The organism is Pandoraea terrigena, assembly GCF_902459705.1.
Classification (GTDB): domain Bacteria; phylum Pseudomonadota; class Gammaproteobacteria; order Burkholderiales; family Burkholderiaceae; genus Pandoraea; species Pandoraea terrigena.
Genome location: NZ_CABPRU010000003.1, coordinates 432,411 through 445,369 on the forward strand (window position 1 = coordinate 432,411; position 12,959 = coordinate 445,369).

The 12,959-nt window shown below is 59.7% G+C and carries 11 protein-coding genes; 5 read left to right on the forward strand and 6 right to left on the reverse strand.

Annotation, left to right across the window (positions count from 1 at the left end):
• Nucleotides 1-2: 2 nt before the first annotated feature.
• Together PTE31013_RS09610 and PTE31013_RS09615 are read right to left on the reverse strand one after the other, a co-directional pair.
• Complete coding sequence (locus PTE31013_RS09610) at nucleotides 3-1,694, reverse strand: hydantoinase B/oxoprolinase family protein (protein WP_150612570.1); 1,692 nt, start codon at nucleotides 1,692-1,694, stop codon at nucleotides 3-5.
• Between the two features lies 1 nt (nucleotide 1,695).
• A complete protein-coding gene (locus tag PTE31013_RS09615; RefSeq protein ID WP_150612571.1) occupies nucleotides 1,696-3,762 on the reverse strand; it encodes a hydantoinase/oxoprolinase family protein in 2,067 nt (688 codons plus the stop codon).
• Between the two features lie 219 nt (nucleotides 3,763-3,981).
• Between PTE31013_RS09615 and PTE31013_RS09620 the strand changes: the two genes are divergently transcribed.
• The 3 genes from PTE31013_RS09620 to PTE31013_RS09630 all read left to right on the forward strand — a co-directional run bounded on the left by PTE31013_RS09620 (nucleotide 3,982) and on the right by PTE31013_RS09630 (nucleotide 6,802).
• The gene (locus PTE31013_RS09620; protein WP_150612572.1) at nucleotides 3,982-4,752 is read left to right on the forward strand and encodes an SDR family NAD(P)-dependent oxidoreductase; all 771 of its coding nucleotides are present in this window, start codon (nucleotides 3,982-3,984) and stop codon (nucleotides 4,750-4,752) included.
• A 63-nt stretch (nucleotides 4,753-4,815) separates the two neighbouring features.
• Entirely contained in the window at nucleotides 4,816-5,871 is a 1,056-nt protein-coding gene (locus PTE31013_RS09625) for a transporter substrate-binding domain-containing protein (RefSeq protein ID WP_150612573.1), read from the forward strand.
• A gap of 175 nt (nucleotides 5,872-6,046) precedes the next feature.
• Nucleotides 6,047-6,802: an IclR family transcriptional regulator gene (locus PTE31013_RS09630; protein WP_150612574.1), complete on the forward strand. Its 756-nt coding sequence runs from the start codon at nucleotides 6,047-6,049 to the stop codon at nucleotides 6,800-6,802.
• Nucleotides 6,803-6,948: 146 nt separating this feature from the next.
• Here PTE31013_RS09630 and PTE31013_RS24770 read toward each other — a convergent pair whose 3' ends face one another.
• From PTE31013_RS24770 to PTE31013_RS09650, 4 genes are all read right to left on the reverse strand, one after another.
• A complete protein-coding gene (locus PTE31013_RS24770) occupies nucleotides 6,949-7,578 on the reverse strand; it encodes a cysteine hydrolase family protein (protein ID WP_174978501.1) in 630 nt (209 codons plus the stop codon).
• Nucleotides 7,536-7,979, reverse strand: coding sequence for an MFS transporter (locus PTE31013_RS25345; RefSeq protein ID WP_150612575.1), 444 nt, complete (start codon nucleotides 7,977-7,979; stop codon nucleotides 7,536-7,538). Before PTE31013_RS25345 ends, PTE31013_RS24770 begins: the two co-directional genes overlap by 43 nt.
• Nucleotides 7,980-8,632: 653 nt before the next feature.
• Nucleotides 8,633-9,508: a fumarylacetoacetate hydrolase family protein gene (locus tag PTE31013_RS09645; protein ID WP_150612576.1), complete on the reverse strand. Its 876-nt coding sequence runs from the start codon at nucleotides 9,506-9,508 to the stop codon at nucleotides 8,633-8,635.
• Between the two features lie 146 nt (nucleotides 9,509-9,654).
• The gene (locus tag PTE31013_RS09650; protein WP_150612577.1) at nucleotides 9,655-10,596 is read right to left on the reverse strand and encodes a LysR family transcriptional regulator; all 942 of its coding nucleotides are present in this window, start codon (nucleotides 10,594-10,596) and stop codon (nucleotides 9,655-9,657) included.
• Nucleotides 10,597-10,715: 119 nt separating this feature from the next.
• Here PTE31013_RS09650 and PTE31013_RS09655 point away from each other — a divergent pair, with 119 nt between their 5' ends.
• Nucleotides 10,716-11,510 carry a hydroxypyruvate isomerase family protein gene (locus tag PTE31013_RS09655; protein ID WP_150612578.1) on the forward strand — a complete coding sequence of 265 codons (795 nt, stop codon included), beginning with the start codon at nucleotides 10,716-10,718 and terminating at the stop codon, nucleotides 11,508-11,510.
• A 60-nt stretch (nucleotides 11,511-11,570) separates the two neighbouring features.
• Nucleotides 11,571-12,884 (forward strand): Rieske 2Fe-2S domain-containing protein, encoded by a 1,314-nt coding sequence (locus PTE31013_RS09660; RefSeq protein WP_150612579.1) that lies wholly within the window; start codon nucleotides 11,571-11,573, stop codon nucleotides 12,882-12,884.
• Nucleotides 12,885-12,959: the final 75 nt, after the last annotated feature.

The window sequence follows — 12,959 nt, forward strand, 5'->3', positions numbered from 1 at the left end:
AGTCAGGCGGCGCGCACAAGCTTGCCGTTCGCGTCACGAGAGACGCCGTACGCGGCGACCGCCGCTTCCCAACTGATCAGATAGCGTTGCAGATCCGCTTCGATCAATTCAAGCGGCCGCTCTTCCGGGTTGCCGAAGCCGCCGCCGCCCGGCATGTCCAGCACGACGCGCGCGCCGGCCGGGATCACCTGACGTCCTTTCGGTTTGAGGAGCTCGCCCGATTCCAGGCGCAAGATGCCGTTCGCGCCGTCGCTGCCGCCCGAGCGTCCGCGCGGCGCGTTATGAATGCGATCGAAGGTGGCGAGAATGGCAAACGGCGCGTCTTCACGGCTGCCGACGACCATGGTCTGGCCCAGGCCACCACGGAATTTCCCGACGCCGCCCGAATCCTGACGGAGTTCCTTTTTCCAGATCACGAGCGGTGTGATCGCCTCGGTCACTTCGACGGGAATATTCTTCACACCGCTCGGAAACGGCGTCGCCGACAAGCCGTCGCAGTTCGAACGCGCGCCCATGCCCCCGCTGTGCAGGCTCATCATCATGAAGTTCGTCTGCTTGACACCATTGCCTACCATCGGCGTGAGGCCCATGCCCGCGCCTGCCTTGACGCCCCACAGCGAACCCGCGCCTTCGGCGGGTGCGCGGCCCGGCAGCAGTTCGTGCATCGCGCCAAACACAACATCAGGCACCAGATGGCCGACCACGCTTCGCACCGCAACGGCCGAGGGGAACGGAGCATTGACGATGGTGTTCTCCGGCGCGGTCACAACGATCATGTCGAGCGACGCCGAGTTGTTCGGCACCTTTGGTGCGACAACACATTTGACCGCGAATGACGCATACGCAGCCGTATAGCACAACGGACAGTTGATGCCGAAGTCCGACACCGGCGAGCTGCCGTCGAAATCGACGACGATGCGCTCGTCCTCGATCGTCACCGTGCAGGTCAGGTCGACCGGCTTGTCGTAACCGTCGGTGCGCATGGCGTTGCTTGCCTGCTTCTTCGGCAACGGCGCGAACGCGTCGAGCATCGCGTGGCGCGTGTTCTCAAAGATATAGTCGCGCACCGCATCGAGCGAGTCGATTTCGTACTCCCGCATCAACGCAGTCATCGATTTCACTGCGTTGTCATTGCACGCGGCGAGCGCGTACATGTCGCCGATAACCTGCGTCGCTTCGCGCACGTTATTGCGCACAATTTCGACAAGCCACTCATTAGTCCGGCCTTCGTCGGCAAAACGCATGATCGGCACGCGCAGACCTTCGTGATAGACCGTGCGCCCTTCCGGCGAAAATCCGACACCGCCGATGTCTACCACGTGTGACGTGCATGCGAAGAACGCAACCACCTTGCCGTCCAAAAAGGTCGGCGTGACGAACGTGAAGTCGTGCAGATGGCCGGTGCCCTGCCACGGATCGTTGGTGAGAAAAACGTCGCCTTCCTTCATCTGCGCCGGCGGAAAACGCTTGATGAAGTGCGGCACCGCCATCGCCATCGAGTTGATGTGACCAGGTGTGCCGGTCACCGCTTGCGCGAGCATCCGCCCTTCGGCGTCGAACACACCTGCCGACACATCCCCGCCTTCGCGCGTGGTCACGCTGAACGAAGTGCGAATGAGCGTTTGCGCCTGTTCTTCGACGATCGCGAGCAGACGGCTCCATGTCACTTGGAGTTGGATCAAATCGGACTTCATATCAATTCTTCCTTTCAAGCTCGATGTAACCGGATTGCAGGATCAACGCGTCGAAATTGCGTCCGACGAGTGTCGAGGTTTCGTCTTCGACGATCACTGCCGGACCTTCGACGACCGCGCCAGGCGTGAGCTCGCTTCGAATGTATATGCCGTGCTCGAGCGCTTTCATTAGTTCGGGATCGAAGATCGCGCGGCGTGACGATGGCTGCGCTTTGGCGCCACGTCGGGTCGGCGGTTGCGTTTGCGGCGCGGGCACCGGAATGTTCGCGGCGAGACTCCATGTCATCACCTCGACGCCAAGTATCGGAATCGTCCGGCCGAACAGTGCTTCGTAGCGCTCGGCGAAGAGGCGCTCCATCAACGCCTTGTCGTCAGCGGTCAACGGACGCGACGGCAACGCGACATCGATTTCATGGCCCTGCCCGCGATACCGCATGTAGGCCACGCGCATTTCCTCGATCGCGCCCTTCGCGCTCGCCTTGCGGATCGCGGCGGCGGCTTCGTCGCTCATCGAGGCGAACAGCTCGTTGACCGCTTGCGGGTCGAATTCGTCGAGATTCACATAGCGCGAGCGCGTCACGTGATAGCCGATTGGCGCCTGCAGGAAGCCGATCGCCGACCCAACGCCCGCGCCGGTCGGAATCACCACCTTGCGAATCCCACACTTGTCGGCCAGACGCGCGGCGTGCAGAGGTGCGGCGCCGCCGAACGCGATCATTGTGCGCTCCTGTAGATTCTTGCCCCACTCGATTGCATGCACGCGCGCTGCGTTTGCCATGTTTTCATCGACGATCTCGCTGATGCCGGCAGCCGCCGCGCGTTCGTCGATGCCGAGCGGTTCGCCGATCACCGCGTGTAATGCGCTAGCCGACGCATCGGTCGACAGGCGGATTTGACCGCCTGCGAAGCGTTGGGGGTCAAGCCGGCCGAGCATCAGATCGGCGTCAGTGACCGCGGGACGCTTGCCGCCGCGCCCATAACAGGCCGGGCCTGGCACCGACGAGGCGCTCTCCGGGCCGACCGTGATACGCCGCAATTCGTCGAGGCCCGCGAGCGAGCCACCACCCGCGCCGATCTCGACCATCTCGATCACCGGAATGCGCAGCGGATAACCGCTGCCTTTCAGAAAGCGATATGCACGGGCGACTTCAAATGTGCGCGATTGCAACGCGCGGTAATCGTCGACGAGACAGATTTTCGCGGTCGTGCCGCCCATGTCGAACGACACGACGCTCGTTTCGCCGAGTTCCTGCGCGAGATTGCTGGCCAGCACCGCGCCGCCCGCCGGCCCCGATTCGACGAGGCGGATCGGGAATTCGCAGGCGGTCTGCAGCGTCGTCATCGAACCGCTCGATGTAATCATCAGCAGACCGCAGTCAAAGCCGCGTTCGACGAGTTGCGTTTCCAGCCGTTGCAGATAACCCTGCATCTGCGGACGCACGTAGGCGTTCGCGACGGTCGTCGAGACGCGGTCGTACTCGCGGATTTCTGGGCTGACCTCACACGACAGCGAGATCGGAATGCCCTGCAGAAGGCGGGCAAGCGCGGCACCGGCGCGACGTTCGTGACTATCGTTCGCGTAGCTGTGCAGGAAGCACACCGCGACCGCTTCGATGCCAGCATCCTTCATCTGTTGCGCGACGAGTTCGAGCGCAGCTTCATCGAAGGCGACGAGTTCGCTGCCGTCGGCGGCCAGACGCCCTTCGACGCCCCAGCGATGCTCGCGCGGTACCAGCGGCTCCGGACGTACCATATAGAGGTCTGATTGCTCGAACCGATGTTCGTAAGCGATCTCCAGCGAATCACGGAAGCCTTCGGTCGTCAGAAGACCGACTTTCGCGCCCTTGCGCTCGATAATCGCGTTGGTCGCGAGCGTCGTGCCGTGCACGATCGCTCCAACGTCGGCGGCGGTGATGCCGGCCCTTGTCAGCGCGATTTGCGCGCCTTCGAGAAAACCCTGCTCGGGGTCGCCCGGCGTGGTCAGCACCTTCGCCGTGTGGCGCGTACCGGACACGTCAAGGACGACGTCGGTGAACGTACCACCTATGTCTACAGCCAGTCGAATCACAACGCTCTCCTTCTGTCGGGCAGTTGCACGACGTGATGCCGTGCTGTTGGACTGCCTCGTTTCGATATACAGTCGATTGGATCGAATAATAGGACACAGAATAAAAAATTCCTACTGAGGGTAAATACCGACACATCGTCCTGATATTTGGAACATAACTTTGTATAATGATCTACATCCGGTGCAGTAGAGCCGGCAATTTGTCTCAAGGATTTTTCAATGGAACGCTTCAAGGACAAGGTTGCGCTCGTTACCGGCGCAGCTCAGGGGATCGGTCTCGCGTGCGCGGAACGGCTTGCGCAGGAAGGCGCGCTTGTCGTCGGCGCAGATCTGCAGGACTCGGTGTTCGACGCGATGAAAGCGATCGGCGGCATCGGCATCAAGGCCGATATGTCCAGTCAGGACGACATCACTCGCCTGTTCGATAGCGCGCTGAAACAGGCCGGCAAGCTCGACGTGCTGGTCAACAACGCGGCCGTGACGAGCCCGGCCGATTTTCTCGACTACAAGCTGGAAGACTTCGAGCGCGTTCTGCGCATCAATCTGACGTCGGCGTTCTCGGCGTCGCAACGCTTCTCGCGCGAGCTCGTCGCGCGTAATGCACCGGGGGCGATCGTAAATATGTCGTCAATCAACGGGCAGGTCGCGCTGCCGAATCAGACCGCGTATGTGACGTCGAAGGGGGGGCTGAACCAACTGACCAAGGTGATCGCGATTTCGCTTGCGAAGTACGGTATCCGCGCAAACGCCATCGGACCGGGCACGATCCTTACCGAAATGTCGAAGGCACGCGTGCTCGCCACCGAGGAATCGCGCCACCGAATCCTGTCGCGCACGCCGCTCGGCCGTCCGGGCGAAGTGTCGGAAATCGCGTCAGTGGCGGCGTTCCTCGCCAGCGACGACGCGTCTTACATGACCGGCCAAATCGTCTATGTGGAAGGCGGCCGCCTCGCGTTGAACTACACTTGCGACGTGTCGGCAGCTGCCTGATCCGCGTCCTTCTTTGCTCTGCCGGCGCGTCGGCGCCGTTCACTTGCTACGGGAATACACGCCATGAAAACGATGCTCAAACAGGCACTGTCAATCGCCGGCGCGGCATTCGCGCTCGCCGCATTCGCGCCGTCGTCCGCCTATGCCGCCGGGCCGAATTCACCAACGCTCGATCGCATTAAGACGCGCGGCAACCTGATTTGTCCGGTGCCAACCTCGCCCTATCTGGGCTTCTTCGAAGTCGGCAGCAACGGCAGCTGGCACGGCCTCGACGTCGACATCTGCAAGTCGATCGCGACCGCGATCCTCGGGCCGAATCCAAAAGTGAGCTTCTCAGCGGTGAGCTGGGCGGATCGCTTTCCGGCGCTGCAATCTGGCTCCATCGATCTGATCGCGATGTTCACCAGTTGGACACGCAGCCGCGACACGAAGCTCGGCCTGCAGTTCAGCAATCCGTATCTGTTCGCCGGCGTACGGCTGATGGTACCCGCGTCGCTAAAAATCAAATCGGCGAAGGAACTCGACGGTGCGACGATCTGCGCGGTCGCGGGATCGACCGGCGACAAGCAGCTCGTGAACTACCTGCGCTCGCTGAACGTGAAGTACAAGATGCTGACCTTCGAGAACTTCACCGACGTCGTGTCCGCGTATAAGAATCACCGTTGCGACGCGCTATCGGCGGCGGGTCCGGGTCTCGCAGTGCTGCGCGCCGGCGAGCTGAAGACGCCGGAACAGATGATCCTGCCGGATATCGTGTCGATGGAACCGATAAGCATCGCGGTGCGGCAAGGCGACGACGCGTTCCTCGATGTGATTAACTGGACCTTCGGCGCGTTGATCGAAGCGCAGCGTCTCGGCATCACGCGGGAGAACGTCGACGCGAAGCGCGTCGACAGAAACAGTTCGGCCGAAGTGAAGTATCTGCTCGGCGTGACGCCAGGTGTCGGCGAGGGACTCGGTTTGCCGGACGCCTGGGCGTACAACGTGATCAAGCAGATGGGCAATTACAGCGAGATCTATGCGCGTAATCTCGGCGACAAGAGCCCGTACAAATTGCCGCCTGGACAGAACACGCTATGGTCGAAAGGCGGACTGCTGTTTTCGCCGACTTTCGACTAAGTGATGACGGAGCGTCATATTGCGGCGGGCAGCCGCATGAGGGATTGACTATAATTTCAACGCGGCCGCCAATATTGGCGGCACGTTCTTTTCGCCGCCGCCGTGGCGACGGAAAGACGCGAGGCCGGCGCGTTGCGTTTCGCCGGCGGCCTCGTCTCACATCGCATCTGGATCTATGGACACAACGATTCTCAAAGGACTGACTGTACTGGAACGGCTCGCCGAAAGCGAGCAGCCGCGCGGCGTCACCGAACTGAGCCGCCAGATCAATCTGACCAAGAGCAACGTCCAGCGCGTGCTGAGCACGCTGGTCGAACTCGGCTACGCCCAGAAAGATCCGGTCACTGGCCGCTATGGTCCCACGCTGCGGATGTGGGAGTTCGGCTACAAGACATTGTCGCGCGATCGCGTGCGGCTCGCGGCGGCCTCACAGTTGCGCCGCCTGCACGAACAGTGCGGCGAAACAGTGTTTCTTTGCATGGGCGACGGGCTCGACATCATCTATGTTGACAAGATCGAAAATAATGACGCGAATCGCGTGTTCTGCATGATCGGCATGCGGTTGCCCGCGCTGCGCACGGCGGCGGGCCGCGCGATCCTCGCGTTCCACAACGAATCGATGTGGGAACAGGCGATCGCCGAATCGCAGAGCGCGGACCCACAGTGGATGACCGATGAAGTGGCTTCGGAAATGCGGCAGCGCCTGGCGAAGGTGCGCGCCGACGGCTATGCGACATCGATCGGCGAATTCCGTAGCGGGACCAACAGTCTGGCTGCTCCGGTCTGGAATGCAGACGGCAGACCGATCGCATCGGTCGTTCTTAACGGAACCAGCGATAGACTCGGAGCCGAACGTGTGGTGTCGCTCGCCTCCGACGTCGTTGGCGCCGCCACACGCGTATCGGAAGCGCTCGGTTATCGCGGCAACTGACATTGCACGGGTAATCGCGCCAACGGTCTACCGGTCGTTCACATGCCTTCCGCTGTGTACAGCAGTAACACAATGGTCTCGTTCTATCCGATCAGGAGGTCATGCCCACACATAACGACGACAAGACCTCGTCGGTGCTTGCGGGTTCACCAGGGCGCGGGAATATTTTCTCCATGCTGTGCTGATGCGAAACCATGTCCAGATCCGACCGGGAAGCTGCGCTCGCGAAAAGCATCCGCAAGCCGAGCGGCCGTGCCCGTAACATCACCGGGCGGATGCGCGAGTGGAAGGCTGACAATCCCCTTTTGCAGATCGATCACGACAAGCGCCGGGCATTTGTCCAATTGAGAGAGAGGCACGGGAGACTCCTTAGTTACGTTCGAGAGGAGAGACGGATTATTTCCGTGGCCCTGTGGAAGCGTTCGATCGAGCAGCGTAAAGATCGGCAAGGACGCGGTAACAGAAATCATCACAATTGTCAGAGCATGAATGCCGCTTTCGCCGTGAACAAAGATCAGGCAAACGCATCCTACGAATGCGCCGACTGCGCCGATGACAAATGGACATCTAAGGCTTGTAGTTCGTGCGGCAAGGTTCATTAAGAAGCTCATCGGCAATATCAACGCTATGCTGAATAGCAGGACGCCTGACAGATCGAGCTCTTGAACGAGGCGCGAAAAACTTGCGATACGTGGCGCATCTTTGGGTACCCATAGCACTACCAGAAAAGCGGTTAGGATCGCCAGCGGCACATTGATTGTGAAATCCCGCGCCAACCAAACGTTCCCGTTATAAGACCTCCCAACATGGGTCCGAAAGCAGTGGTTGCAATGGCAGCGAAAGACAGCGCTCCCATCGCCAACCGAGGTGATGCCATCGCGTGCCGATCTCTCTGGGACCGAAAGATACGCATGGCAGATGGGTACGCGCCGGACGTTCCCACGCCAGGCAAAACGCGAGAGGCCACCAATATCGCGAGCGAAGGTGCGAGCGCACCGATGATCCCGGCAATGGCTACAAGAGCGAGAGAAATCAGATAGATACGGTGCTGACCAAACGGATCAGCAAATCGTCCCATCATGGGCTGAGCGATTGCACTCGTCAGATAAAGACCCGCAATTACAAAGCGGAAACCAAAATGTGACGGCCTTTGTGACTGAGGCAAGAACGTGTCCATAGCCTACAGATCCCCGAGGCGTCGAATAATGTCGACTGCTTCGACGAGAGTTTCTTGCTCAGCCGGAGAAAGCTGTGAAATCGCAGCTAACAGCCAATCGCGTTTGGCGAGACTCACGGGCCTGTCAGAATTTTAGTGTGCCGAAGTCATGAGACGACAACGGAATCAACGTCCCATGACCGAAGCAACTGCGACCAAGATGTAGAGCAATTTCTAAGCGGCGCGCTCAGCAAAGCTCGATTGCTGAGCGCAAGAGAACGATCGATCGTACGCATTGCCGGTCTCGCAGCAGGCGCGACGCGCTGGTATCGCAAGATCGAGCCAGTTCACGGTGAACGCGTTTGCCGGCGCCGTGCCGGGCCGATGAATCCAGTTGTCGGGATGGCAGGGGCAGCTGGCGCGACAACGTGTTCGTCGAACGGATATCGCGCAGCATCAAGTACGCAGCGGTCTGCCTGCAAGCGTAAGAGTCGGTCAACTACGCCCGGTGCGCCATCAGCGATATATCGAGTTGTACAACCGGAAACAGCCCCATTCGAGCCTGTCGGATCGGACGCCGCGAGGCATACTTCGCGATGCGGCCTGTGATCAAATTGGCAGCATGACAGCCTCGGATGTTCCACTTAAAAATCTCAGAAGACTGTCCGAACGAATCAGACCACCTTCGTCGGATTGATACTCTCTGCGACGACGCGGTTCTTGAGTGTACCAACTCGTTCGATCTCAACTTCGACGAGATCTCCCGGCCGCATGAATACCGGCGGTTGGCGCTTGAAGCCAACACCGCCGGGCGTGCCCGTCAGGATAACGTCCCCCGGCACCAAGGTGGCAAAAGCTGACGCGTACGAGATCAGCGAAGGAATATCAAAGATCATCATGTGCGTCGTCGCACGTTGCATTTCAACGCCGTTTAGTCGGGTGACAAGGCTCAACTCTGCGCCATCCTCGATCTCATCTCGTGTCACGAGCCACGGTCCAAAAGCGCCGGTAGCATCAAAATTTTTCCCGCTCGTCCATTGTGTCGTGTGTTGCTGCCATTCGCGAACCGAGCCGTCGTTGTATGCCGCATAGCCAGCAATGTGCGACCAGGCGTCGGACTCGTTGATGCGCCGCCCTGCCTTGCCAATTACGATTGCGAGTTCCCCTTCGTAGTCCAGCGAAGGCGATTCAGTTGGCACCACAAGGTTTTCATTGTGGCCGACCTGAGAAGTCGCTGTGCGCACGAAGATTGCCGGATGGCCCGTTTTCGGCCTATTGGCTTCCACGCGGTGTGCTTCATAGTTAAGGCCGACGCAGAAGATCTTCTGTGGCTCCGGGATGACCGGCAAGAAGCGGATATCGTCGACCGGCAGATCAGCATTGCGCGCAGACGCCAGAGCAGTGAGTTCGTTGAAGGCATTCGCTTCTAGCGCCGATCGCAGCGTCGGAAAGCGCCGCCCCGTCAGAGCACCTAGGTCTATGATGCCCCCGCGCTCACCAATGACACCCCAGCTAACTCTGCCTCCGTGCTCGAAGCTCAACAACCTCATGTTTCCTCCTCGTAGATCTTGACGCCGCATGGCGTGACACTTTGAATACGCGAAGCTTAAACATGCGCTCGTGCGCAAGCAATCAAGGTTCGCTTATGAACTCATTGGGAAACGTGCTGGATCGAACACGCGTGCACCGGTGCTTTCTAGCTAAACCACGCGTCGCGCGGGACGGTACCGCTTTCGGGCAGAGACGACAGGTCAGAGGTGAACCGTATCAGAAACTCTCGAAACGACTCGGCAGCTGGCGACAGGGTCTTGCCGCGTCGCTGGAAAAAGCAGATTTGCCGATCCACAACGGGCGCTTCAACGTCGACTGCCGCCAGCCCGAAGAACGCCACCATATGAATCGCAGAAGACGGCAATGCCGCTATACCGTGTCCGAATTTAACCATTCCAAGAGCCGTTGTGAGGAATGCAACCTGCTGCGCCGGACGCAAAATCAGGGAGGGGGAATGAGCCGCGAGGTCGGCTTGCAACTGGCGCGTGTAGTCGGTCGGCAGGGTGACAAAGGGAAACTGCAATGCCTCCTTCCAGGAGACCCTCCGGCCACTCACCAAAGGATGGTTCACTGGACAGATGAGCCGAAACCGGTCACGAAACAGAGGCTGCTGCACGATGTTCTGGGATATCGGTCGGGTTGGAGCCACCGAAAAATCGACCTCATCACTAGCGACCCGCTGGAGCGCGACTTCGTTGAGCGAATCCAGCAGCTTGATGTGGATAGCGGGAAATTCGCGCTTGTATGCATCCATCGCGGCCGGCATCAACCCAGCGCTATACAACGGTGTGCATGCAATCCGGATTGCCCCGCGCTGCACATCCTGTAGTTGCAGGGCGCTGTTCACCGCGCTATCGAGATCCTGCAGGACACGTAGTGCCAGTGGGTAAAAATCCGCACCAGCGACGGTAAGGCTGATCCTGCGCGTGCTGCGATCGAAAAGACGAACGCCCAGCTCACCCTCCAATTCCTTGACGAGTAGGCTCAGACCTGACTGAGTGAGGTAAAGGCGGGTCGCCGCCTCGGTGAAACTCCCCGCGTCAGCAACGGCTGCAAAGGCCCGCAGCTGCTTGATCGTAATGTTCATAACGTTTCATCATGGATTAATGAGCAAGACGGATTGGATGATATTTCCAACCCTCATATCCTGTCACCTGCGGCTGACCCCATGCGGTCCGCGAAAATACCCTCACAAGCGAGACATCCATGCTGCGATTCAATCCAAATCTTCGCTGGCTATACGCCGAACTTCCAATGCTCGATCGCTATGCCGCCGCCGCGCGCGCGGGCTTTAGAGGTGTTGAGGTAGCCTTCCCATACGAACATTCCGCTCGCGACATCGCAACGATCCTCGATGATAACGGTTTGACCCTCGTTCAGATACTGACCCCCTGCAACTGGGATGCCGGAGAACGTGGCATCGCAGCGCTCCCCGGTCGCGAGAAGGACTTCCGGGCCAGCGTCCAGGTCGCAATCGAGTATGCCGTGCAGGTCGGCAAGCCTTTGGTCCATGCCATGGCGGGAAATCTTGAATCCGGCATGTCACGTGAACTGTGCCGGGACACCTTCCTCGCAAACATCGATTACGCAGCCGGCATCGCTGCTCGCGAAGGGCTGACGATCATCCTCGAGCCCTGTTGCAGCGACCGATTCCCTGACTACTTCTATCATCGCCTTGACGAAGGTGTAGACATTATCAGGACGGTGGGCAGGGCAAACGTCAAACTCTGTTACGACACGTATCACGTTCAAAGCGAAGAGGGCTCGCTCGTCAGCCGGTTGCGTGCGGTGTATGACCATGTCGGCCACATCCAGGTAGGCGACGTCCCCGGGCGCGGCGAGCCGGGAACCGGTGAAATCAGATTCCCCTTCATTCTCGACGAGATTGAGAAGCTCGGCTGGCCAGGCTGGATCGGCTGCGAGTACACGCCCTCCACACCTGACACGAATGATGCTCTCTCATGGGCTCAGTCCTATGGCATCGCACGCCCCGCGAAGTAATTCAAGACGTCATGTCAGGCATTGAGACACCCTGACCTCCCAATTGGAGCACGCTTCATCATGCTGACACACCAAGATAACGAAATGCTCACCCGCACGGGTACAGGTACGCCGATGGGCGAACTGTTCCGGCGCTTCTGGCAACCCGTAGCGCTCTCCCGTGAACTGCCAGAGAACGACGGACCACCCATCCGCGTTCAACTTCTGGGCGAACATCTGGTCGCCTTCCGCGACACGCAAGGCCGCGTCGGTCTCGTCGAACCGAAGTGCCCTCACCGTGGCGCCGATCTTTTCTATGGTCGGAATGAAGAATGTGGCTTGCGATGCGTATTTCATGGATGGAAATTCGACGTTACCGGCAAGGCTGTAGATCTGCCTATCGTCCCGCGCGATTCCGCCTATCACGAGACGATTTCCATCCGCGCCTACCCGACGCGGGAGTTCGGCGAGATCATATGGGCCTGGCTTGGCCCGAAGGACTCCGTCCCCGAAGTGCCCCAACTCGACTTCGGCACGGTTTCCGCGCCCCATCGCTATGTGACCAAGAAGCTCCAGGAATGCAACTGGGCACAGGCGATCGAAGGCGCTCTCGATACCTCGCACTTCTCGTTCCTCCATATGCCGGCCCCCAGTGTGCCGTCGAACGAAAATCCCGACGCACCGGCTGACGAACGCCGGCTGCGCTGGATTCGCGAAGATCCGATGCCGCGCTTCTCCATTCTTGAGCACGATGTCGGATTCGTTGTCGGCGGTGCTCGCAGGACGGATAGCGAACTGTTGTACTGGCGCTCCGCGCAGTTTGCGCTGCCCTCGCACAGCACAACGCCGTCTACCCTCCCCGGCGAAAACCATTTCGGTTACACCTTCGTTCCGATCGACGACGAAAATTGCTGGATCTACACCTATGTATGGAATCCGGAACGCCCGTTGTCCGAGGAAGAGCGCGCCCATCTGAAGGGCGGGCACGGCGTGGTCGCGGAGGTCGACGAGAACTTCAGGCCCCTGCGCAACCGCTCCAATGAGTACATGCTCAATCGCGTCGAGCAAAAAACCCTCTCATTCACGGGCGTACGCGGAGTTGCAGAACAGGATGCCCTTGTACAGGAAAGCATGGGGCGTATCGCGGACCGAACGATCGAGCACCTGACGACGACAGATGCAGCGGTGGTGCGCTTCCGTCGCACCATGCTCAAACAGGCGAAAGACCTCGCCGCGGGCACGGAGCCCTCCGCTCCGCGGCATCACGAAGGCTTCCGACTTCGGTCCGGAAGCTGGATGGCCAACGAGGGAGTGCCGTTTGAGGACGTGATGCGCGAGCGGTTCGGGGACCCTGTGGGACGTGTAATCGCAGAAAACGAAACAGTCACAAAGTAGCTCTGACACCCCACGGATGGGCGATGGTGACCAGTTCCCATCAGCCCCCGTTACATAACGACTATATGGAGACAC

Coding starts and splice junctions, on each gene's coding strand:
- PTE31013_RS09610 (WP_150612570.1), bottom strand. CDS start 1,694: ATGAAGTCCGATTTGATCCAACTCCAAGTGACATGGAGCCGTCTGCTC.
- PTE31013_RS09620 (WP_150612572.1), top strand. CDS start 3,982: ATGGAACGCTTCAAGGACAAGGTTGCGCTCGTTACCGGCGCAGCTCAG.
- PTE31013_RS09625 (WP_150612573.1), top strand. CDS start 4,816: ATGAAAACGATGCTCAAACAGGCACTGTCAATCGCCGGCGCGGCATTC.
- PTE31013_RS09630 (WP_150612574.1), top strand. CDS start 6,047: ATGGACACAACGATTCTCAAAGGACTGACTGTACTGGAACGGCTCGCC.
- PTE31013_RS25345 (WP_150612575.1), bottom strand. CDS start 7,979: ATGGACACGTTCTTGCCTCAGTCACAAAGGCCGTCACATTTTGGTTTC.
- PTE31013_RS09645 (WP_150612576.1), bottom strand. CDS start 9,508: ATGAGGTTGTTGAGCTTCGAGCACGGAGGCAGAGTTAGCTGGGGTGTC.
- PTE31013_RS09650 (WP_150612577.1), bottom strand. CDS start 10,596: ATGAACATTACGATCAAGCAGCTGCGGGCCTTTGCAGCCGTTGCTGAC.
- PTE31013_RS09655 (WP_150612578.1), top strand. CDS start 10,716: ATGCTGCGATTCAATCCAAATCTTCGCTGGCTATACGCCGAACTTCCA.
- PTE31013_RS09660 (WP_150612579.1), top strand. CDS start 11,571: ATGCTGACACACCAAGATAACGAAATGCTCACCCGCACGGGTACAGGT.